Below are 20,602 nucleotides of genomic sequence, written 5' to 3'. Positions count from 1 at the left end.
GAACCAGTCCAGTTTTGGCCCCTGAAAGAATTGGCCTCGGTGGGCAAGTAACATCCACCTGCCGCAAGAACTGCCGGGCCTAGATCGGCCAATCGAAAAGCGGGGCCAGCCTCCCGCCTGACCCGGCATCCATTTAGGCTGATAGTGTGAGAGCTACGCTATGGCAAGAAGGTCTGCCACCATTCATCCATTACCAAAATGGTTCGATTTAGCAAAATACGATGAACTAAAAGACATCAAAAATGCAGAACTTTACCGTGAAGTATGCGTAAGAACCTACCGTATGTCAGACGATGGAATTGATGATGGCTATCTATTTGGTGCTATTCAGGCATTGGAGCGGGGGGAGATAATACTCGAGCCTGCAGAGTCCGCAGAACAACATGATGAAGATACGCCACGAATGCGTCACTCTGAAATTGTGTCCGTTGGCCCCGGCCCATTTGATGTCATGATTGCACCACTACCTGAGCCTGTTCCATGGTCAGATGACTACCCTCCATTACCAAGTGGAGCAGGAGTTATGGCGATAACACCTTGTGACTTGATGGGACTCTATGGAAATGCCAAAGAAGCAGGGCTGATTAAACCAGACCCAGATAATCCAGAGGAATTCACGCTAATAAAAACAGATTCTTTTTTTGCCTCTGTGTCTGAACTGTTGGATCTGGACACACTTGCCATTAGCGTTTTTCTTCGCGACTCAACAGATGAAGAAATTATTCAAGACATTAAGGAGCTTTTGCCCAGATGGCGAGAACGCCTAGGAGCTCCAGAACCAACCAAAAGGGAAGTGGGTCAGGTAGGAAGCAGCACCATTAAACGGATCATTGAATATCGAACAATACCTATGTTAGACCTGATGATGTGGGCAAAGTATAAGGGGTTTGAATACAGTGCTGAGCAGCTTGCCCGGGCCATCTTTCCTGATGACCTTGTGATGGGAAAGCACATGACAGACACCCGTATTCCATTTGCTCTTGCCTTTGCAGATTATGACTACCAGGACATGGTGAACTTGTGGCTACGCCAGAAAGGTCGTGACGGAAAACTAAATAGAGACCGGCTTGCTCGGGATGAATGGTTGTAGGAACGGCTCGAGGATAGGCCACTCTATTCGGCCTTGTTGGGATCATCAACCAACCCCATTCATTATGGAGAATTCCAAACAACACAGATTTCACTGAAAAGTGAGCCATATAGAATCCACTGGAAATATAACCAGCTAAATCTTCATCGAAATAACTTTCGCCTCGGTCTCGGGTGCGAGGAAAACACGTCTCTCCATAATCGTCTCCATCGGCCCGAATCGGGCCGCAACGACCATGATGGAGAATTGCAATGGAACACCTAACTACTCCCCCCGCCCCCTCTGCTTCGCCCGTATGCGTGAGGTATGCCGACGCACAGGCCTGAGCAAATCGAGCATCTACGACATGATGGCACAAGGCCGTTTTCCACAAACCGTGCGTCTTGGTGGGCGCTCTGTGGCATTTGTGGAGGCGGAGATTGATGAATGGATTGCAGCCCGTATCGCTGCCCGCAATGTGGCCGCATAGGAGGCTGTAATGAGCAGAAAAGAAAAGGCCGCACCGCAGAACGGCACGACCCCAAGTCAGCACTGGGATCTTACCACCAAGCCTGCCAGAGACGCTACCAAGCTTGAGCTGGTGGCCCTCCATCTGGTTGAGAATGGCACCGATGGGATCAGCTCACTGTCGGCTCTGGCTGGGCTACATGACCTCAATCCACGGAACTCGATCAGCGACCTGCGCCGCCATCACGGGATCACTATTCTCGATGAGTATTTCAGCCACCAGCATAGTGGCGATGGCGTGGCCCACTTCAAGCGCTACTGGGTCGCCGACCGCGCTCAGGCAAGAAAGCTGGTTGAACTGGTGAACCTAAAGCGCAAGCAGCGTGGGGCTCAGCCATTGAGCCAAGGACAGGTATCCAGCTATATCGCACGCTTTCCATGTCCGACAAAGACGCCAGCATCTAACCACCAGCCCGCCGCATAAGGGATCAGCCATGAACACGAGAACCAATGGGCGCATAGCCCAGGGAGCAGCCTTGCCCAAATTCGAGCGGACAGGGTTGCCTGATACCGTGCGACACGGTACGATCTTCCCTGTCGTCACCTTAGACAAGTGGCGGCATGGCTGGCGGATTAGACACCCGCAAGCTGTGACTCACGTAGGAAAATCTGTATCCCTTTCCCCCATTTCCGGCACCCTGCCGGGGATCTATCCTGTTTTGGGGGCATGGGTCGGGAGCCAAAGAAAACGCCCCCACTGTGCCTGCCTACGTGAGCACTGTCTTGCGGCTACCCGATCCGCCCTGCGTCAACTTCACGTAGGGATAACCCAAATGATCTTCACCTTCCTGATCGCCTCGAGCGCCTGCCGGCTGGCAGACCTGCGCCGTATCCGCACCATTACCGCCGTTGCTGACACTGAAGCACAAGCCCGTACTGCTCTGGCTGGACTGCCTTTGGTATTCATGTCCCGCACTCCGACAGGGAGGGCCCAAGCATGAGAACGACCAAGCAGAAGGCGAGCCCCGAGTTTTTGGCCGAACTGGCAGACCTCTCCCTGCGCCGTGTGCGCCGCATAGTGAATGGCAAGCCGGTTATGGTGACACTGATCAGCCAGCCTGATGAGTACCCCCACCAGCCAGCCAATAAGAGGGGCGAGGCATGATCTACTTCGCATGGGCCAGCGGTAGTGAACAGCCCACCTTCACCGGCCCTATCAACCCACGCACCGGCAAGCGCTCACAAGTCGGCAGCCTGAGCGCATTTAGTTGGCGAACAGACCGAGATCGGTTTATTGCCCAAGCTAACGGCGCCGCAGTAGCCGTGACAGCCAAGCAAGCGCGGGAACTCAAAGCCGGATTGGATGAACGGGCTTTCAAAGAGCTGGTGGCCGTACTGACAGGGGGTGAACGATGACCTCGACAATCAGGGGGGTCACAGGGCCTCGTTTTGTCTCTGATGTGGTCGCCGCAGCCTGTGGCCACTGGCCCGATCTGCTGGCGGCTGTAGGTATCGACATCCCGCGCCGTGGCAAGCATGGTCCATGTCCTGCCTGTGGAGGTAAGGACCGGTTCCGGCTGGATGACAAGGCTGGGCGCGGCACCTGGATTTGTAACCAGTGCGGGAATGGGGATGGACTGGATCTGGTGGGTAAGGTGACCGGCAGGCAGCCCAAAGAGGCCGCCGAGCTGATCGCCCCGCTGGTGGGCTTATCGGATGGCGGTCTTGACCCTGCCGCGCGTGAGCAGATCCACCAGCAACAAGAGGCCAGGGCGGAGCAAGAGCACAAGCAGGCGGAGCAACAACGGCGCAAGGCCGCCCGAAGGGCCACCAGCATCTCGGCAGACATCAAGCAAGGGGTCAGCCCATATCTGGAACGTAAGGCGCTGTCTGGCTTGGCTATGCCGCTCACTCAGCGGGTCATCGCAGTGGGCGAACTGACATACCAACCCGGTTCGCTGGTGGTGCCCCTGTGGGATGAGGTGGGGGAGCTGGTTAACGTTCAGCTTATCAACACAGAGGGGGACAAGCGTTACCTGCCTGGCGGCCAGAAGGCCGGGGCTTTCCACCGTATCGATGGTGGGGAGCTGGTGGCCGTGGTGGAGGGATATGCCTCGGGGCTGTCTGTCCAGGCGGCAACTGGAGCGACAGTCTATTGCGCCATGGATGCCGGTAACCTGCAGGCCGTGGCAGAGATTGCCCACCGCCAACACCCAGAGGTCCGGATCCTGCTCTGTGGCGACAATGACGAAGGCACCGAGGGTAATCCCGGCAAGACCAAGGCCGAACAAGCAGCTGCAGCCGTTGGCGGGCTGGTGGCCCTGCCACCGGTTGCCGGTGACTGGAACGACTACCACCAAGCCCATGGGCTGACCAAGACACAAGAGGCCATCATGAGCGCCAGCACAGCACCAGCCACCAGCAATCAGATGAGCGAAAAGGGTCTGTCCATTGAGCAGGCCCAAGGCGCCAGCCAGAAGGAAACGGCAGAGGTGATCCCGCTCCACGCCGAGCAGCAAGCCACCAGCACGGTGAGCGGGCAAAGGTTGCCGGAGGGGTTCGAGATCCGGGGTGATCGCCTCTGTGTGTTGATGATGGTTGGTCGGGGTGAGGATGCGCACCAAGAGTGGGTACCGATCTCCAGCCCGATCTGGGTACTGGCTGAAACCTCTGACGAGCAAGGCCGGGGCTGTGGTCGCTTACTGGAGTGGCTGGATAGTATCGGGCGATCTCGTCAGTGGGCAATGCCTGTCCGCTCCCTGGTACCGCGCAACGGCGACGAGGTGTTTGCCGCCCTCTTGGATGCGGGCTTGCCATTCATCGAACTGGAACACAAGCGCAAGCTGAATGCCTACCTGATGAGATGTAAGCCTGAGCGCCGGATCACCTGTGTGGAGCGAACCGGCTGGCATGGGCGGGCCTATGTACTGCCTCAAGGGTCAATAGGGCCTGAAGCTGATGGGGTGATCCTGCAAACGACTGGATGCACAGCCAGCGACTTTACCGAACGCGGTACCTTGGCCGAGTGGCAACAGAGGGTTGCGGCACTGGCCGTGGGTAACTCCCGCTTGTGCTTTGCGCTGTCGCTCGCCTTCGCTGCCCCACTGCTCAATCTGGTAGGCATGGAGGGGGGTGGGTTCCACCTCAAGGGGGAGAGCACAGACGGCAAGACCACCATCATGAAGGCCGCGGCCAGTGTCTATGGCAACCCGGATCGCTACAGCCAGACATGGCGGGCAACCGGTAACGCCATCGAGGGGATCGCCAGCCGGCGCAATGATGCTCTGCTCTGCCTGGATGAACTGGGAGAGCTGGACGGCAAAGAGGCTGGGCAAGTGGCCTACATGCTGGCCAACGGGCAAGGCAAAGGCCGTAGCAAGCAGGATGGGGAGTTGAGAGAGCGCAAAGCGTGGCGCTTGCTGTTCCTCTCCACCGGGGAATTGAGTCTTGAAGATCACGCCGCCAGCGCGGGCCAGCGCACCCAGGCGGGGATGGAGGTACGCACAATCCAGATCCCGAGTGATACCGGCCACCATGGGGCGTTTGAGTGGCTACATGGTATGGAGAGCGGGCGCACCTTCGCCGACACGCTCAAAGCCAACAGCGACAGCCAACACGGCAGCGCGTTTCGAACCTATGCCGAGGCATTGGCCGGGGATCTGGATGCGCACAGCGAGCGCCTGCGGGGCGAGATAAAGCGCCTTGCCGCCGAACTGACGCCGAAGGGGGCTGGCAATCAGGTAGGCCGCGCCATCAACCGGTTCGCGCTGGTGGCGGCTGCCGGTGAGCTGGCAACCCGGCTGGGGGTCACAGGCTGGCCCGATGGGGAGGCGCTGCGAGCGGTGCGGGTCTGCCTCAAGGCGTGGCTGGCAGAGCGTGGCCACCTTGGCAACAAGGAGGACGCAGCTACCCTGGAGCAGGTGCGCGGGTTCGTCACTGCCCACCAATACACCCGCTTTGCTGACTGGTTCGATACAAGCCACCGTCCGGCCAACATGGTTGGTTACCGTAAGGCAGAGTCTGATGGGGTTAGCTTCTTTGTGCTGCCACCGGGGTGGGCCGAGATCACCAAGGGACGAGATCCCAAGCGGGCGGCGCTCCTGTGTCTCGAGGCTGGCTATCTGCTGACAGGCAAGGACAAGAGGCGGCTCCAGCGCAAGGCAAGGCTACCCGGCATGAGTGGTTCGGTGTGGGCGTATCTGCTGACAGAGCGCGTACTGGCTGACGAGGCGGAGGGGTTGGAGGACGAGTAACGCCAGCCAGAAGAAAACAGAGGGCTGCCGAGTGTAGCCCTTTTTCTTCCTACCTCATGCGCGCACGTAAGAAACAAAGCAAAAATGGTGGGAACAGTGGGAACAATATTACCCAGTGAGCCTACAAGCCTTATATATCAAGGGTTAGAGCTGTTCCCACCTAGTCCTATATATGGTGGGAACAAGGTGGGAACAGTGGGAACAAAAAGGCTCCGTGTTGAGGTTGTTCCCACCTGTTCCCACTACCTCACGGCCTTGGTGGGAACATAGAAACCCAGTCATGGCGCGGGTTAGCGGGCATTGCTCCCTTGTTCCCACCGTTCCCACCACTTTTTGGAAGCTATAGAGCGTGAGCAGGCGATCAACATCACAGTTTTCAGGCAACAGGGGGTTGCATTGAGATTGAGCAACGAACAACGAGAGCAGGTGATCGAACTGCGCCGCCATCATTCACTTCGTGAGGTGTCTTCTCTGGCTGGCCTCCCTCTGGGGACGGTGAAAGCCATCGTAAGCCGCTCGGGGCTGTTCACTGACAACCCAACGCACCGGGCTATGTTCACATTGCCTCCCATAGAGCGCAGCGGGGAGACATTGCCAGCGGTTCAAGAGCTGCCACCCAAGCAGGTTGTTACAGGGGACAGGGAGATCGATGCCCTACTTTGGTTGCGCCAGGTGATAGAGACCGGGGATCCCGCCCGAATTGAACAAGCCAGAGAAGCGGCAGGGCGGATCACTACCCCGCTGGATGAGCTGGAGAAGCGTTACGGCAACTGGCTGGTGGCCAGAGGGGGCAACATCATGGCAGGCCTTGGCAGTATCGGGTTTGCCGATCTGGATGGGCTGGCCGAGAAGTCTATTACCCGGCGAGCCAGAGGGGCTGAGGCCATCGGACGATTCGGGGATGCGTTGTGGAAAGATACACCGGCAGAGGCGTTCTGCCTGGAAGCACTCCGCGGGCTGGCGCTGGTCAAATGTGAGTATCCGCCAGTGCTGGTGGCTGGGCGGTTCAAAGCACAGCAGGAGTTGATGCCGCACACCCTGAGCGATTGCCTGCATGAGCTGGCCTACTGGGACGATCTATACCGGTTGCGCCGTGCCTGCGATGCCAGCGGTTATTACGAGAGCAGAATGGAGTCATGGGCCAGAGAAGCGTTTGTGTTTGGCTTGCTGGCTGAACTCCGACCACGCAACCGCGAGGAGTCTCTGGCAACCCTTCGGTACCTGATGGGCTGCGAGCGTAGAGGGTGGCCAGAGGCAGACCGGATCTTGGAAAACTTGATCAGGTGACCCATTGCCAGCTGGTGGCTGCCACCACTGGAAATCCCCCAAGAGGAGGGGAAGACACCTCAAAGCCATGATAACGGCACGATTTGAAACAGTGTCCATCGATGCCACGCACATGTCTGAAACATTTCTGCATGGAATCGAGGTCAATCCCGCCGGCAGGTAAGCCTGCCAGCTCATCCATTCAATCCGGTGAGATCATGGAAAACAAACTCCCTGAATATCTGAAGATCAACGATGACGGCAGCGCCGATATCACCCTGTCACGCCCAGCGAGCATTGGCGGTACCAAAGTGTCTGTGCTGCGCATGCGCGAGCCGACCGTGGGTGATCAAGAGATCGCCGCCCAGATGACTGGCAACGATGCAACCCGCGAGATCACCGCCTTTGCCAACCTGTGCGGGCTGGCGCCTGACGATATCCGCAAGCTGCCGATGCGCGACTATGGTCGTCTGCAGCGGGTTTACACCTTTTTTCTCGACTAGCACCTGAATACATCCGCCAAGGGGTGTTAGCGCTGGCCTTGCACACAGGCTGGTCAAAGGCGGAGATCAGCGCCCTGCGCACGTCACGGTTTATCTGGTGGATAAAGGGGCTGCCCAAAGACGATGGCTAATAAAAAACTCTCAGCAACCATCACCATTGGCGGGGCGGTTGCCTCAAGTCTCAAATCTGCATTTGGTTCGGTAAAGGGCGGAGTCAACGAGGTTGGCTCCGCTATTCGCTATGCCGAACGACAGCAAAAGCTCCTTTCTCGGTCTATCCAGACATTCGGCAAGCAAGGCCGTAATGTGGATGGGTTGCGTCAAAAATACGTGGCTATTACCAGCCAGATTGACCGGCTGCGCGAGGCGCATCAGCGTCTTAACCGGATCAGGAGTCAGCAGCGGGAGAACGGGGCTGATCGCCGTGAGCTCGGCGGAAAGATAGCCAATACAGCAACCGCAGGCGCTGCGATCGCACTGCCATCTTTCGCCATGTTCAAGCAATCATCGCAGTTCAGCTATGACCTGATGATGATCGGCTTGACCGCAGAAATGACCAAAAAGCAGGTTGCTGAGCTCGGCGGCACAATGGTCACCCTCTCAGACCAAACCGGTGTTAGCCAGGAGAACATGAAGAACGCCTTCGGCTTTCTGGTTGCCGCTGGCCAGGGTGTTGGTGAAGCGCAAGAAAACCTGAAATCCATCGGGAAAACGGCAAAGGCGACCGGATCAGATATTGAGGATGTGGCAAGAGCCTCATTCACCATGGGTGACGCGCTCAAGGTGAAGCCAGATTCCATGCTGCAAGCGCTAGATATGCTGGTGACTGCAGGCAAAGAAGGTAAGTTTGAATTCAAGGCGATGGCCGCCGAGTTGCCGGGGCTTGGCTCCTCATTCCAAGCCTTGCAGATGACCGGCACTGAAGCTGTTGCCACTATGGGCTCTGCGCTGCAGATCGCCATCAAGGGCGCAAAATCAGAGTCAGAAGCCGCCAATAACATGTCCAACTTCCTCGCCAAATTGATGACAGAGGAAACTGCCAAGAAAGCGGCAAAGATGGGCGGCAATATATCCAAGGTGATCCGGGATGCCCAGGCGGCCGGAGCTAACCCCATCGAGGCAGCTATTGCCGAGATCAGCCGCATCACCAAGGGTGGCGATCAGGAGCTGATAACCAAGCTGTTCGGCGACATGCAGGTGCAAAACTTTATCCGCCCCATGCTGCAGAACCTCGAAGAGTACCAAAAGATCAAGCAGAAGGTGCTTGCCTCCCAAGGCGTGGTGGAGCGTGACTGGGCAACCGTCATGGCCAGCAGCAAGGAAAAGACCGAGGGGCTATCAAACTCCGTGTGGGGTCTGACCAAGGCGATCGGCGGGGCGCTGGATCCGACCGTGGGCAAGCTGGTGGATAAATTGACGCCAGTCGTGCAAGCAACAAGGGATTTTGTTACAGCAAACCCCAAGCTGGTGGGCGGTGTAATTATGGCTGCCGGTGCCTTCACAACAATGAGACTGGCTGTTCTTGCCACCAAGTTCGCGTTCACCTTCCTGAAAGGTGGGATGCTGTCGATCGTTGGCCTGTTTTACAAGACATCAGCAGCGGCAACCGTGGCCGGTGTTGGAAGCACAGCCGCCGCTGGTGGGCTAACCGTACTTGGCAAGGCGTTCAGGTTCGTTGGTAGGGCCATCATATGGATGGGGCGCGCACTGTTGATGAACCCGATCGGGTTGGCGATCACCGCCATTGCTGGTCTTGCATACGTCGTATATGAAAACTGGGATACCTTGAAGCCATTCTTTACCGCGCTGTGGGATGACATCGTTGGCAAGTTTGATTATGCGGTTGGAAAAATCAAAGGCCTGATCGATGACATTAAAAAGCGCTGGGAGGGGCTGAAAACGCTTGTTTCTGGTGGGGTTGGTAGTGCGTGGAATTCAACTGTAAACACAGTAACAAGTGCTGGAAATAAAATTGGTGACGCATGGGAAAAGACCAAGAGCTGGGCTGGCTTCAGCTCAGGTAGCGAGCCTGGTGCAAACACCGCAGCTCCTCTTCCAAATCCATCACTTCCCCCGCTTCCTAAAATAGCCGGAAGCAAGAGATCAACAACCATCACAAATCATAACCAGTACGACCTGACTATAAACGCTCCGCCGGGGGCCGATCCAAAAGAGATAGCCAGAGAGGCGGTAAAGGAACTTAAGCGGCAGCAGGGTATTAGCGCTCGCAGCATGATGCCAGATGGCTATGTTTTTCAGGGGTAACAAGAAATGATCGGCCTTTCCCTTGGCCCCAGCGGGATGCTGCGGCCAGGGGCCTTCCAGTTCAGCACCACCGCAGCGAATACCGCTGGGCATCACCGGATCGCTTCGGCAAGCAGCCCAACCTGCAATACACCGGCCCTGCCAGAGAGGCGATCTCGCTGGTGGCCGTCATCTATCCGGATAACCCGACCAGGTGACCCCGTGGTTACCTGGTGATCGCATTATTGGGGGCTCCTTGTTTTCACATAGAATACTTGTATGAAGGAACTCGGTGTTTCATACAAGGAGCTCTGCGAGCTTTGCCGCCATCAATGACACCTGACAATCAAAAAGCATGTTTTTCGCCTCTAAATACCGAGGTCTTTCATACAAGATAGGTGGAACTCCTCAGCGCATTTGCGGATACCCCACGTGATGTGTGACATATGCCCCACCTACGCTGTTGCTTGCCGGTAGTCACCTTCTCGGTGTGGAAACTCGGCGCCAAACTCGTCAAGCCTACCCGCGAACCCTTATCTGTAGCAGGGTATAAACCTGCGCTTAATCCGCAAGGTCTACCACCCAGCCCCACAAGAACTGAAACTTCCACCAACCCTCCACAATAACCTGAGCGCCTGCCGTTATTAAGCATTTCAGGTAAAGAAGTGCCCACCCAGAAGAAAGCTGATGACGATGCTTCAATTGCGCTGATGTCCAAGCGCTTCAAAAAGGTGGCGGAAGTTATTGGTACTGAGAAGGCCGTCGCTGTGCTCAACGCCCGTTCCGCATCACGCCAGGATCCCCGTTTCGGGGAAGCAATCTTCCCTGTTTGGGGGAATGTCTCCCCGTTTTGGGGAATGTGTCTTACCGAGACTTTGCTGGTGGGCTGTCTCTCCACCCACCCCACACTGTCTTCCGCCGGAGCAGTGGGGGTAGGTTTAGTCAGTGAACGAGCCTACAACGCGCAGCAAGCTGGGCGGGTGAATTTATGGCCTACCCCATGATTTTCGGCTGGGTCCTTCCTCGGGGGGGCACCCCTGCGGGGGCATTGACCGCGCGATCTTTGATATCTGCGTGTGCGCTGGAAGTGGAATTTATGTTTATATCTGCCACTCGAGATCGAGGCCCTATCAGGGATTGAGACGGACTGAGTTATAAAGTATTGCCATGGCCATCATGATCTGTGGTGGCTCCAAGACGGGTTATGTTTTTGGTATGGGGGTTATATGGCAAAAAATGTTCAGGTGCCTGCGTTGATCCGCCGTTGCGACATTGAGCAACTGCTCGGTGGGATCGGCAGAACCACCTTTTATCGCCGCCGGCAGGAATGGGCGGCACAGGGAACCCCGTTCCCAGAGTCTCTCAACTGGATGGCAAAAGGTGGGGCTCTTTGGCGCCGGCATGAGGTGATCGCTTTTCTCGTTGAGAGAGGGCTCATGCTGCCGGAACCGAATAACGAGGAATGAAAAAGGAGGCTGCGCTTCAAAGCCATCAGCCCGCGGTGAAGCGTGGGTGTTGAGACATCGAAAATCCCCTACCAGCCCTCCAAGCAAGGGGGTACTTTCGCAAATAGTAACACCCACGGTAACACCACCGTAGAAGCAGACACCATCAAACCCATTAAAAACAATTGCTTACAGACACAATTCAGAGACCCCAGGGCACCAAATTAGAAAAGGCCGCTCATCATGAGCGGCCTTTTTGCATCTGCTGATCGGGCAATGTCCCGTGATAAGCTCGAGGAGGTCATAGAAAAGACCCGCCATGGGCGGGTCTGGGCAGGGTCCGGATCAGGCGCCTCACTCAGAGACAAGGAGCCTAATGCTGAGCCTCAGGTTTGCTCGTTGCTGCCGCTCTGGATGGACGAGCGACGCCCGATGGCAGGCAGCATCCGGGTAACCAGATTGCTGCGCTGGCGCCAGGAGGTAAAGACAATGGCCAGCAGGTGCAGACCAATCAGCCCCTGCAGCGCCACCACGCACCACTCATGCCACTCGTCAGCTCCCAGTTCAAATCCCGTCTCGGTATTTTGAAACCAGCCGCTGCCAGCGGTGGCCAGCACAACCAGCCAGAGCGCCCACACGGCCAGCTTGCCGCTACCGTGATGACCCGGTGCCGGAGGCTGCCGCTCACGCATCTCGCGCGCTTGCTGGCGAAAATCCTCACCGCTAGGGATGAGGGCACCAAGGCGAGCGTAGCCACGGGCAAAAGTGAGCCCCCAGAGCAGACGCAAGGAGACCAGCCCAATGGCGCCGTAACCCAGCCACTCGTGCCACTCCTCCCCCGCTTCGTTAACCCAGAGGTTGCCGATGCAGACTGCCGCCAAACCCCAGTGGGTCAGGCGAACCAGCGGATCCCAGCGAAAGGGCTCACCCTTTTTGCTTGGCATATTTGTGGTACTCCTTCTTCAGGTCGTTGACCTTGGCCAGATGTTCGCGCGCCTTGGCCTCATCACCCGCCTTGAGTGCGGCCAGGCTGGCGTCCAGCTCGGTCTGTACCTCATTCATCCCTTCAAGGAATTTCTCTTTCTTGGCGGCCGGCATGTTCTTCTGCTTGGCCACATCAAGCTGGGCCTTCATCTCGTTGATGTGCTTCTCCATGGTGGCTGCATCATCAGCCTTGACGGCCTGCTTGTAGTTGAAGCCAATCTTCTTCATCGGCTGTTCCAGATCACCCGCCACGGCAGGCAGGGTCATCAGGCCAAACATCAGGGGCAGCAGCAGGGGGCGGACGGTTTTCAACATGGGATTTCCTTATATAACGACATGCTCGAATTGTTAGGGGTACTTATGAATCCAAACAAGAATTCATCACCAGCATGATGCCATGACTCATGGTGAAACGTTTGTGAAAAATGCTGTTTTTTGTGGCAAATAGTGACAGATATGCCGCGCTTGTTTGCGCTTGGTAACTGACTGAACGCCGGTGACACGCACCATGAGGATGGTGGAAAGCGGTAAACAGGGACAAAAAACCCCGCCGTAGCGGGGTCTGAATCAACTAGCCATTTGCTGGCGTCAGTTACTCCTGTTCGCGAGCAATGGCGCGCCAGCCGATATCCTTGCGGTAGAAGACGCCATCCCACTTGATGCGGCCAGCGAGCTGATAGGCACGCTGCTGGGCTTCTGCCACAGTGTGGCCGAGGGCGGTGGCGCACAGTACACGACCGCCAGCGGTCAGGCTGGTATCGCCCTCCAGGCGGGTACCGGCATGGAACACCTTCTCGCCCGCCACTTCATCCACCGGCAAGCCGCTGATGGGGTGGTTGGTGCTGTAATCGCCGGGATAGCCTCCCGCCGCCAACACCACGCCGATGGCGGCGCGGGGATCATAGATGGCCTCTTTCTGATCCAGCTTGCCTGCGCAAGCCGCCAGACAGAGCTCTACCAGATCGGACTGCATCCGCAGCATGATGGGCTGGGTCTCGGGATCGCCAAAGCGGCAGTTGAACTCGATCACCTTGGGATTGCCTGCGCCGTCGATCATCAGACCGGCGTAGAGGAAACCGGTGTAGACGTTGCCTTCGGCCGCCATGCCGCGCACGGTCGGCATGATCACCTGCTCCATCACCTTCTGATGTACCTCGGCGGTCACTACCGGCGCCGGGGAGTAAGCCCCCATGCCGCCGGTGTTGAGGCCGGTATCACCGTCGCCAACCCGCTTGTGATCCTGACTGGTGGCCATCGGCAGCACGTGCTCGCCATCGACCATGACGATGAAGCTCGCCTCTTCACCCTCCAGAAACTCCTCAATCACCACCCGGGAGCCCGCTTCGCCAAAGGCATTGCCGGAGAGCATGTCGCGCACCGCGTCTTCCGCCTCCTGCAAGGTCATGGCGACAATCACCCCCTTGCCCGCCGCCAGACCATCGGCCTTGATGACGATGGGGGCGCCCTTCTCGCGCAAGTAGGCGAGTGCTGGCTCCACTTCGGTGAAGTTCTGGTACTCGGCGGTCGGGATGGCGTGACGGGCCAGGAAATCCTTGGTGAAAGCCTTGGAGCCTTCCAGCTGGGCAGCGGCAGCGGTCGGGCCAAAGATGGGCTGACCGGCAGCGCGGAAGGCATCCACCACCCCTTTCACCAGCGGCGCTTCCGGCCCGACGATGGTGAGGCCGACCTGCTTCTCTTTGGCAAAGGCCAGCAGCCCTTCGATATCGGTCGCCTCGATGGCGACGTTCTCGACACCCGGCTCAAGCTGGGTGCCCGCATTGCCCGGCGCCACAAAAACGTGACGTACCAGTGGGGAGTGTTTGGCCTTCCAGGCCAGAGCGTGTTCGCGGCCGCCGTTGCCAATGATCAGTACTTTCATCGTATCGCTCGCTTCTATTTGTGGTCACTGGACGGCCACTCGGGCCGTCAGTCAGTGGAAATAGTCAGTTGAAAAGAGACAACAAAAGGGCCGCCATCGGCAGCCCCTGACCCATCAATGACGGAAATGGCGCATGTTGGTGAAGACCATACACATACCGTGTTCGTCGGCGGCATCGATCACCTCCTGATCGCGCATCGAGCCACCCGGCTGGATCACGCAGGAGATACCGGCCTGCGCGGCAGCATCGATACCGTCGCGGAACGGGAAGAAGGCATCGGAAGCCATCACGGAGCCCGCCACGGTCAGCCCTTCGTCCGCCGCCTTGATACCGGCGATTTTGGCCGAATAAACGCGGCTCATCTGGCCTGCGCCGACGCCGATGGTCTGGCCATCTTTGGCGTAGACGATGGCGTTGGATTTGACGAACTTGGCCACTTTCCAGCAGAACAGCAGATCCTGCAGCTCGGCCTCGGTCGGCTGGCGCTTGCTGACCACGGTCAGGTCACCCAGCGTCACCATGCCGAGATCCCGCTCCTGTACCAGCAGGCCGCCGTTGACGCGCTTGAGGTCAAAACCTTGCGCCGGAGCCGTCCACTGCCCGCATTCGAGCAGACGCACGTTCTGCTTGGCGGCGACCGCATCGCGAGCCTCCTGGCTGACGCTCGGGGCGATGATCACCTCAACAAACTGGCGGGCCACGATGGCTGCCGCAGTGGCGCCATCCAGCTCACGGTTGAAGGCGATGATGCCGCCGAAGGCAGAGGTGGGGTCGGTCTGGTAAGCGCGATCGTAGGCACTCAGCAGGTCGCTACCGATGGCCACACCGCAGGGGTTGGCATGCTTGACGATGACGCAGGCCGGCTCGTCGAACTCCTTCACACACTCCAGCGCCGCATCGGTATCGGCGATGTTGTTATAGGAGAGCGCCTTGCCCTGCAGCTGGATAGCGCTGGAGACAGAACCCGGAGCGGCATGCTCTTCGGCGTAGAAGGCAGCTGCCTGATGGCTGTTCTCGCCGTAGCGCATGTCCTGCTTCTTGATGAACTGGCTGTTGAAGGTGCGCGGGAAGCGGGACTCCTCATCACCCTCCTTGTTGTCACCGTAGGAAGGAACCATGGTGCCGAAGTAGTTGGCGATCATGCCATCGTAGGCGGCGGTGTGCTCGAAGGCGGCGATGGCCAGATCGAAACGGGTCGCCAGTTTCAGGCTGTTGCCGTTGGCATCCATCTCGCGAATAACCCGATCATAGTCGGCAGCTTTGACGACGATAGCGACATCTTTATGGTTTTTGGCGGCAGAACGCACCATGGTCGGGCCGCCGATGTCGATGTTCTCGACCGCATCGGCCAGGGTGCAGCCCGCTTTGGCTACGGTGGCAGCAAAGGGGTAGAGGTTGACGACAACCATATCGATGGGGGAGATAGCGTGCTGGGCCATGATGGCATCATCCTGATCCCGACGGCCGAGGATGCCGCCATGAACCTTGGGATGCAGGGTCTTGACCCGGCCATCCATCATTTCAGGGAAACCCGTGTAGTCGGAGACCTCGGTCACCGGCAGACCCGCCTCGCCAAGCAGCTTGGCGGTACCGCCCGTGGAGAGCAGGGCAACACCACGCTCGTTGAGTGCCTTGGCAAATTCCAGAATGCCAGTTTTGTCAGACACACTCAGCAGTGCACGGCGAATGGGTCGAGCTTGTTCCATCACACTATCGTCCTCAACATAACGGGGACCGTTCCATGGGAGGCGAGGCTCAACACAGAGAGTCCCCAAATAAATGGAAGTGGGGGATTTCGCAAACCACTCTCGCCCCGACATCCGGCAAAAGCGTTTTAGGAAATGCCCGCTTGGTGCGGCGCTCTGTTATGGGCGCGTATTCTACACAAAAAATGTGACCTGTGGTGGATTTTTTGAAACAGCAAAGCCTTATTTGGCGCGGCGTCAAACGTTTTCCACCTGATTTTCTCGAAACGTTTGCACTTTCAGTGTTTTATGGGAAAAAGGGTCGCCAGGAGATGTTTATCTGCCCCTTTTATGCCCTTGGCTGGCAATCCATGGGCAAAGGGGTGATAGTGGATTCCGGTTTTTATTGCGGCATACATTCAAGGGGAGAGAGAGCATGTATCGGATCGGTGAACTGGCCAAGGCGTGCGGGGTCAAGGCAGATACCCTGCGTTTTTACGAGAAGAACGGGCTTATCTCACCGGGGATCCGCAACGAATCCGGCTACCGTCTCTACAGCGAACAGGACAAGCGGCGGCTGGAGTTTATTATCCGCGCCAAGTCGGTCGGATTCTCGCTGGCCGATATTGGCGAGCTGCTCGACCTCGATACCAACAAGGCCAAAGTCACCTGTCAGGAGGTAAAAGCGGTAGCCGACACCAAGCTGGCCCAGGTGGAGCAGAAGATCATCGAACTGACCCGCTTTCGCGACAACCTGCGCGAGCTCTCCAATATCTGCTGCGGCGGGCCGCGCTCGGCGGAGCACTGCGCCATCCTCGAGACGCTGGAATCTGGCGCCCCGGCCCATCACGAGCACCACAGCCACGACCAGCATGACCCGGTTCACGGCTGACATGGTATGCCTGACTGAGCGTGCCTGGCTCAGTGTGACTGACTCGGCGCGCCCGACGCATTGCTCCGGCGGCGATTTGGTGACAAAATCGCCGCGTTTTTAACCGGTGCCAGTGCATCCGGTTGCCGGGCGCTAGCCTGCACAGGCGCTCGCAGTGAAAACCGCCATCCAGACACAAGAATCAACACAGCAAGAGAAAAGAAGAGGAGCCATTATGGCCAAAATTCGGGTCGACCAACCCGCCCTCCCCCGTGAGGAAAATGCGCAAGGGGGCAACTATGCCCATCAGCGCGGCGAGATAAAGGATAACCATCTGCATGCCCTGCTCTCCGATCCGCTGTTTCGCAGCCGGGTCGAGCGCAACAAGAAGGGCAAGGGGAGTTACCAGCGCAAGGCCAAATTTGGCAAGCGGTGGGAGCCCGGCCAACAGCAGATGATCCGCGTCTGCTGCTGAGCGGGTTTCTACCGACCATAAACAATCAGGGCGCCATTGGCGCCCTGATTGTTATCTCGAAACACGGTTCGCCAAAACTGCCTCACGACCTGTTGCGAGAAGCTGTCAGCGAGGTGAAGAGCAGCGCAGGAACCGGAGCGTATAGATATACGTGAGGCTTCCGAGCAGCGCATGAACCTTGATCACGGCTTCGCAGCCAGATCGTGAGCCAGTTTTCACTCATCCATAAACAGTTCGAGCAATACGTTGAGATAGCGATGGCCGAGAGAAGTGAGCTGCCAGCTGTCGCCCAGATCGTCGATCAGCTCCTTGCTCTGGGCAATGGTCAGCACCGTCTCCACCCGCTCCAGTGGCAAGCCGGTATAGGCCTCGAACTCCGCCTTGGGGGCCGGTTCAAACAGGCGGAAGCGGTTCATAAAGTATTCGAGCGGCAGATCGTCTGCCGTCACCTGCCACTGCTCGTCCAGATAGGAGCGGCTCTTGTCCAGATACCCTTTCGGATGCTTCACCTTGGCAGTGCGCAGGATCTGCTGATCCGCGAGATCAGTCACTTTGCCGTGGGCACCGCAACCAATCCCCAGGTAGTCGCCAAAGCGCCAGTAGTTGAGGTTGTGACTGCACTGATAGCCCTCTTTGGCGTAAGCCGAGATCTCGTACTGGCGATAACCACTGGCGGTGAGCATGGCGTGGCCCTGTTCGTAGATGTCCCACAGGGTGTCATCTTCCGGCAGTTTGGGAGGTTTGGAGGCAAACGCCGTGTTTGGCTCTATGGTGAGCTGATACCAGGAGAGGTGCGGCGGGGCGCAGTCGATAGCCTGCTGCAGATCATAAAGAGCGTCATCCAGACTCTGATCCGGCAGACCGTGCATCAGGTCCAGATTGAAGGTGGGCAACTTGATGGCATGGGCCAGTGCGGCGGCCTTGCGCGCCTCTTCCGGGCCGTGAATGCGGCCGAGGCGGGTCAGCTTCTCCTGCTGAAAGCTCTGCACCCCGATGGAGATACGGTTGATGCCGGCGCGCTGGAAACCGGCGAACTTGTCCGCCTCCACCGTGCCCGGGTTGGCCTCCATGGTGATCTCGCAATCGGCGGAGAGCGGAATGCGGGCCCGCACCCCGTCCAGCAAGGTTTGCATCGCCTCCACCGTCAGCAGGCTGGGGGTGCCGCCGCCGATAAAGATCGAGGAGAGCGGCCGCCCTTGTGCCCACTTCAGATCCTGATCCAGATCCTCCAGCAGGGCAGCGACATATTCGAGGTGAGGCAACTCCCCCTTCTGGGCATGGGAGTTGAAGTCACAGTAAGGGCACTTCTGGACGCACCAGGGCACATGAATATAGAGAGAGAGCGGCGGCAGTTGCAGCATGGGGCTTCCAATAAAACGGGGGCTCAAGGCCCCCATTGTAGATGACTATGTGTAATTGACCGTGTGTAACCAACAAGGTGGCGAAGTGACTCAGTGCGCCGCAGCCAGCGCCGCTTTGAGCTTGGCCAGCGCCTGACCGCGATGGCTCAGCTGGTTTTTCAGTTCGGCTGGCATCTGGGCGGCAGTGCAGTCGTGATCCGGCACGAAGAAGACGGGGTCATAGCCGAAACCGTGCTGACCGCGCGGCTCGTCGATGATCATCCCTTCCCAGCTCGCCTGACAGATGATGGGTGTGGGATCGTCAGCGTGGCGCATATAGACCAGCACACACCAGAAGCGGGCGCTCTTCAGGTACTCGGGGGCACCTTGCAGCTCGCCGAGCAGCTTCTCGATGTTGGCCTTGTCACCGGCACCCACACCGGCAAAGCGGGCGGAGTAAACGCCGGGGCGCCCTTGCAGCAGATCGACTTCCAGACCGGAGTCATCGGCCACGGCGGGCAGACCGGTAATACGGGCGGCGTGGCGGGCCTTGATGATGGCATTCTCGACGAAGGTGGTGCCGGTCTCATCGGCATCGGAGACCGCAAACTCGCTCTGTGGGATCACCTGGATCTTCATATCGGCCAGCATGGCGGCCAATTCCTTCACCTTTTTCTGGTTACCTGTTGCCAGGACAAGCTTGTTCATCGAGCACCTCCGCAAAAATAATCTGCGCATTCTATGCGGCGCAAGCGTTTAGTAAAAGCGTCAATTACACCCGCTGTGATGGGGTTACGGGGGATTTGCCGCCATCGAATAACCAGCTTTTTAATACATGTTTCCATAATGGAATAACCAAAGTGATTAAATACCATTTCTATTCATTACTGTGAGTCAGTAGACTCGCGCCCCAATTCATTAACCTGGCTGACTAAAGAGGTGACAGATGCCATTGATACTTTTACTCGTACTACTGGTGCTGTTCAGTCCGCTGGCTATCGACATCTACCTGCCCGCCATTCCGCAGATGGCCGAGCAGCTGGGCGCCGAAGTAACCCTGATGCAGGGCACCATCACCTGGTTCCTGTTCAGCATGGGGCTGGGGCAACTGCTTGTTGGCCCGCTGGCCGATCGCTACGGTCGCAAGCCTATCGCGCTGGGCGGCGTGCTGCTCTATGGCCTGAGCGCGCTGGGGGCCGGTTTTGCCGCCAGCCTCGGCGAATTGATGCTGGCCCGGGTGCTGCAGGGCTTCGGCGCCTGCGCTACTTCGGTCGCCGCCTTCTCGGTGGTGCGTGACAGCTATGGCCCGAAAAAGAGCGGTCAGATGATCTCCTACCTCAATGGCGCCATCTGCTTTATTCCGGCGCTGGCCCCCCTGCTCGGTGGCTGGCTCACCGCCAAGGCAGGCTGGTCTGCCAACTTCTGGTTTATGGCCGGTTATGCGCTCATCGTCGGCAGCTGGCTGATGTGGCGGATGCCGGAGACCCGCCCGGAGGAGACCCGCAGCGAAGGGGCCCTCATCAGCTGGTCCCGCTACAGCCCGGTGCTGCGCTCCCCCAGCTTCCTGTTCAACGCGGCGCTGTGCATGCTGGCGATGGCGGTGATCCTCGCTTATGTCACCGCCGCACCGGTGCAGCTGATGGTGAAACTGGGGCTCGATATGAGCGGCTTTAGCTACTGGTTTACCGCCAACGCCGCGCTCAACATTCTGGCCTGCTTTATGGCACCGCGCTTTATCGCAAAGGTGGGGCCAAGACGCACCCTGCGCATCGGCCTGCTGGTGTTGATGCTCTCGGCCATCGCTCTGACCCTGGCGATGCACATCGAACATCCGCTGGCGATGATGGGACCGGTATTCCTCTCCAGCATCGGCTTTGCCATGATTCTGGGCGCTGCCGCCGGGATGGCGCTGGCACAGTTCGGCCACTGCGCTGGCACCGCCGCAGCCCTGCTCGGCCTGTTCCAGATGAGCGGCTCCGGCGCCTTGGTTGGCCTGACCGGCGCCCTGATGCACGACCCGCTCAGCCAGCTGGCGCTGCATATGTGGCTGCTGCTGCCACCCTTGGTGATGCTGATGACGCGCCGCGGCCGCAGCTTGTGTTTGCAATAAATCCTGTGC

The 20,602-nt window shown here is 58.2% G+C and carries 20 protein-coding genes and 1 pseudogene; 15 read left to right on the top strand and 6 right to left on the bottom strand.

What is annotated here, in order from left to right:
• Positions 1-160 precede the first annotated feature (160 nt).
• From ACTG1K_RS06305 to ACTG1K_RS06250, 12 genes and pseudogenes are all read left to right on the top strand, one after another.
• Positions 161-1,090, top strand: a complete 930-nt coding sequence (locus tag ACTG1K_RS06305; protein WP_323894323.1) for a DUF6387 family protein — start codon at positions 161-163, stop codon at positions 1,088-1,090.
• A 235-nt stretch (positions 1,091-1,325) separates the two neighbouring features.
• Entirely contained in the window at positions 1,326-1,559 is a 234-nt protein-coding gene (locus ACTG1K_RS06300) for a helix-turn-helix transcriptional regulator (protein WP_440004967.1), read from the top strand.
• 9 nt (positions 1,560-1,568) lie between these two features.
• Complete coding sequence (locus ACTG1K_RS06295; protein WP_440004966.1) at positions 1,569-2,021, top strand: hypothetical protein; 453 nt, start codon at positions 1,569-1,571, stop codon at positions 2,019-2,021.
• Positions 2,022-2,534: 513 nt separating this feature from the next.
• Complete coding sequence (locus ACTG1K_RS06290; protein ID WP_440004965.1) at positions 2,535-2,702, top strand: hypothetical protein; 168 nt, start codon at positions 2,535-2,537, stop codon at positions 2,700-2,702.
• Positions 2,699-2,953, top strand: coding sequence for a hypothetical protein (locus ACTG1K_RS06285; protein ID WP_033138239.1), 255 nt, complete (start codon positions 2,699-2,701; stop codon positions 2,951-2,953). The genes ACTG1K_RS06290 and ACTG1K_RS06285 overlap by 4 nt, the downstream gene beginning before the upstream one ends.
• The gene (locus ACTG1K_RS06280) at positions 2,950-5,790 is read left to right on the top strand and encodes a DUF927 domain-containing protein (RefSeq protein ID WP_440004964.1); all 2,841 of its coding nucleotides are present in this window, start codon (positions 2,950-2,952) and stop codon (positions 5,788-5,790) included. The genes ACTG1K_RS06285 and ACTG1K_RS06280 overlap by 4 nt, the downstream gene beginning before the upstream one ends.
• Before the next feature lie 552 nt (positions 5,791-6,342).
• Positions 6,343-7,077, top strand: a complete 735-nt coding sequence (locus ACTG1K_RS06275; RefSeq protein ID WP_440004963.1) for a hypothetical protein — start codon at positions 6,343-6,345, stop codon at positions 7,075-7,077.
• A 197-nt stretch (positions 7,078-7,274) separates the two neighbouring features.
• A complete protein-coding gene (locus ACTG1K_RS06270) occupies positions 7,275-7,559 on the top strand; it encodes a phage tail assembly protein (RefSeq protein WP_050490103.1) in 285 nt (94 codons plus the stop codon).
• Between the two features lie 123 nt (positions 7,560-7,682).
• Positions 7,683-9,824 carry a phage tail tape measure protein gene (locus ACTG1K_RS06265; RefSeq protein WP_440004962.1) on the top strand — a complete coding sequence of 714 codons (2,142 nt, stop codon included), beginning with the start codon at positions 7,683-7,685 and terminating at the stop codon, positions 9,822-9,824.
• A gap of 80 nt (positions 9,825-9,904) precedes the next feature.
• Positions 9,905-10,021, top strand: a pseudogene (locus ACTG1K_RS06260) (hypothetical protein); the annotation flags it as partial.
• A gap of 447 nt (positions 10,022-10,468) precedes the next feature.
• Positions 10,469-10,807 carry a hypothetical protein gene (locus ACTG1K_RS06255; RefSeq protein ID WP_440004961.1) on the top strand — a complete coding sequence of 113 codons (339 nt, stop codon included), beginning with the start codon at positions 10,469-10,471 and terminating at the stop codon, positions 10,805-10,807.
• Positions 10,808-11,029: 222 nt separating this feature from the next.
• Positions 11,030-11,269 carry a hypothetical protein gene (locus ACTG1K_RS06250; protein ID WP_033138236.1) on the top strand — a complete coding sequence of 80 codons (240 nt, stop codon included), beginning with the start codon at positions 11,030-11,032 and terminating at the stop codon, positions 11,267-11,269.
• A gap of 365 nt (positions 11,270-11,634) precedes the next feature.
• Here ACTG1K_RS06250 and ACTG1K_RS06245 read toward each other — a convergent pair whose 3' ends face one another.
• From ACTG1K_RS06245 to purH, 4 genes are all read right to left on the bottom strand, one after another.
• The gene (locus ACTG1K_RS06245) at positions 11,635-12,192 is read right to left on the bottom strand and encodes a cytochrome b/b6 domain-containing protein (protein WP_043825875.1); all 558 of its coding nucleotides are present in this window, start codon (positions 12,190-12,192) and stop codon (positions 11,635-11,637) included.
• Positions 12,173-12,547: a cytochrome b562 gene (locus ACTG1K_RS06240; protein WP_005349056.1), complete on the bottom strand. Its 375-nt coding sequence runs from the start codon at positions 12,545-12,547 to the stop codon at positions 12,173-12,175. The genes ACTG1K_RS06245 and ACTG1K_RS06240 overlap by 20 nt, the downstream gene beginning before the upstream one ends.
• Positions 12,548-12,824: 277 nt before the next feature.
• The gene (purD, locus tag ACTG1K_RS06235) at positions 12,825-14,111 is read right to left on the bottom strand and encodes a phosphoribosylamine--glycine ligase (RefSeq protein WP_058056774.1); all 1,287 of its coding nucleotides are present in this window, start codon (positions 14,109-14,111) and stop codon (positions 12,825-12,827) included.
• Positions 14,112-14,225: 114 nt separating this feature from the next.
• Complete coding sequence (gene purH / locus ACTG1K_RS06230) at positions 14,226-15,818, bottom strand: bifunctional phosphoribosylaminoimidazolecarboxamide formyltransferase/IMP cyclohydrolase (protein WP_201976323.1); 1,593 nt, start codon at positions 15,816-15,818, stop codon at positions 14,226-14,228.
• A gap of 415 nt (positions 15,819-16,233) precedes the next feature.
• Between purH and zntR the strand changes: the two genes are divergently transcribed.
• Together zntR and ACTG1K_RS06220 are read left to right on the top strand one after the other, a co-directional pair.
• A complete protein-coding gene (zntR, locus tag ACTG1K_RS06225; RefSeq protein WP_005341244.1) occupies positions 16,234-16,689 on the top strand; it encodes a Zn(2+)-responsive transcriptional regulator in 456 nt (151 codons plus the stop codon).
• A gap of 214 nt (positions 16,690-16,903) precedes the next feature.
• A complete protein-coding gene (locus ACTG1K_RS06220; protein ID WP_005340543.1) occupies positions 16,904-17,143 on the top strand; it encodes an alternative ribosome-rescue factor A in 240 nt (79 codons plus the stop codon).
• A gap of 215 nt (positions 17,144-17,358) precedes the next feature.
• On the opposite strand, the gene hemW is transcribed toward ACTG1K_RS06220, so the two are convergent.
• Both hemW and rdgB read right to left on the bottom strand, forming a co-directional pair.
• Positions 17,359-18,504 (bottom strand): radical SAM family heme chaperone HemW, encoded by a 1,146-nt coding sequence (gene hemW / locus ACTG1K_RS06215; protein ID WP_425857593.1) that lies wholly within the window; start codon positions 18,502-18,504, stop codon positions 17,359-17,361.
• A gap of 90 nt (positions 18,505-18,594) precedes the next feature.
• Entirely contained in the window at positions 18,595-19,191 is a 597-nt protein-coding gene (rdgB, locus tag ACTG1K_RS06210) for an RdgB/HAM1 family non-canonical purine NTP pyrophosphatase (protein WP_005340539.1), read from the bottom strand.
• A 238-nt stretch (positions 19,192-19,429) separates the two neighbouring features.
• Here rdgB and ACTG1K_RS06205 point away from each other — a divergent pair, with 238 nt between their 5' ends.
• Entirely contained in the window at positions 19,430-20,593 is a 1,164-nt protein-coding gene (locus ACTG1K_RS06205; RefSeq protein ID WP_440004960.1) for a multidrug effflux MFS transporter, read from the top strand.
• The last annotated feature ends 9 nt before the right edge of the window (positions 20,594-20,602 follow it).

Source organism: Aeromonas sp. 102P, from assembly GCF_051920345.1.
GTDB classification, from domain to species: Bacteria; Pseudomonadota; Gammaproteobacteria; order Enterobacterales; family Aeromonadaceae; genus Aeromonas; species Aeromonas veronii.
Note: the sequence above shows the minus strand (reverse complement) of the source record. Positions and strands in the feature narration are given on the sequence as shown.

What these genes read in the sequence shown, in the direction of transcription:
- ACTG1K_RS06205 (WP_440004960.1), top strand. Translation starts at nt 19,430, where the DNA reads ATGCCATTGATACTTTTACTCGTACTACTGGTGCTGTTCAGTCCGCTG.
- ACTG1K_RS06270 (WP_050490103.1), top strand. Translation starts at nt 7,275, where the DNA reads ATGGAAAACAAACTCCCTGAATATCTGAAGATCAACGATGACGGCAGC.
- rdgB (WP_005340539.1), bottom strand. Translation starts at nt 19,191, where the DNA reads ATGAACAAGCTTGTCCTGGCAACAGGTAACCAGAAAAAGGTGAAGGAA.
- ACTG1K_RS06305 (WP_323894323.1), top strand. Translation starts at nt 161, where the DNA reads ATGGCAAGAAGGTCTGCCACCATTCATCCATTACCAAAATGGTTCGAT.
- ACTG1K_RS06250 (WP_033138236.1), top strand. Translation starts at nt 11,030, where the DNA reads ATGGCAAAAAATGTTCAGGTGCCTGCGTTGATCCGCCGTTGCGACATT.
- ACTG1K_RS06295 (WP_440004966.1), top strand. Translation starts at nt 1,569, where the DNA reads ATGAGCAGAAAAGAAAAGGCCGCACCGCAGAACGGCACGACCCCAAGT.
- ACTG1K_RS06300 (WP_440004967.1), top strand. Translation starts at nt 1,326, where the DNA reads ATGATGGAGAATTGCAATGGAACACCTAACTACTCCCCCCGCCCCCTC.
- ACTG1K_RS06280 (WP_440004964.1), top strand. Translation starts at nt 2,950, where the DNA reads ATGACCTCGACAATCAGGGGGGTCACAGGGCCTCGTTTTGTCTCTGAT.
- hemW (WP_425857593.1), bottom strand. Translation starts at nt 18,504, where the DNA reads ATGCTGCAACTGCCGCCGCTCTCTCTCTATATTCATGTGCCCTGGTGC.
- ACTG1K_RS06290 (WP_440004965.1), top strand. Translation starts at nt 2,535, where the DNA reads ATGAGAACGACCAAGCAGAAGGCGAGCCCCGAGTTTTTGGCCGAACTG.
- ACTG1K_RS06240 (WP_005349056.1), bottom strand. Translation starts at nt 12,547, where the DNA reads ATGTTGAAAACCGTCCGCCCCCTGCTGCTGCCCCTGATGTTTGGCCTG.
- zntR (WP_005341244.1), top strand. Translation starts at nt 16,234, where the DNA reads ATGTATCGGATCGGTGAACTGGCCAAGGCGTGCGGGGTCAAGGCAGAT.
- ACTG1K_RS06285 (WP_033138239.1), top strand. Translation starts at nt 2,699, where the DNA reads ATGATCTACTTCGCATGGGCCAGCGGTAGTGAACAGCCCACCTTCACC.
- purD (WP_058056774.1), bottom strand. Translation starts at nt 14,111, where the DNA reads ATGAAAGTACTGATCATTGGCAACGGCGGCCGCGAACACGCTCTGGCC.
- ACTG1K_RS06275 (WP_440004963.1), top strand. Translation starts at nt 6,343, where the DNA reads ATGTTCACATTGCCTCCCATAGAGCGCAGCGGGGAGACATTGCCAGCG.
- ACTG1K_RS06265 (WP_440004962.1), top strand. Translation starts at nt 7,683, where the DNA reads ATGGCTAATAAAAAACTCTCAGCAACCATCACCATTGGCGGGGCGGTT.
- ACTG1K_RS06220 (WP_005340543.1), top strand. Translation starts at nt 16,904, where the DNA reads ATGGCCAAAATTCGGGTCGACCAACCCGCCCTCCCCCGTGAGGAAAAT.
- ACTG1K_RS06245 (WP_043825875.1), bottom strand. Translation starts at nt 12,192, where the DNA reads ATGCCAAGCAAAAAGGGTGAGCCCTTTCGCTGGGATCCGCTGGTTCGC.
- purH (WP_201976323.1), bottom strand. Translation starts at nt 15,818, where the DNA reads ATGGAACAAGCTCGACCCATTCGCCGTGCACTGCTGAGTGTGTCTGAC.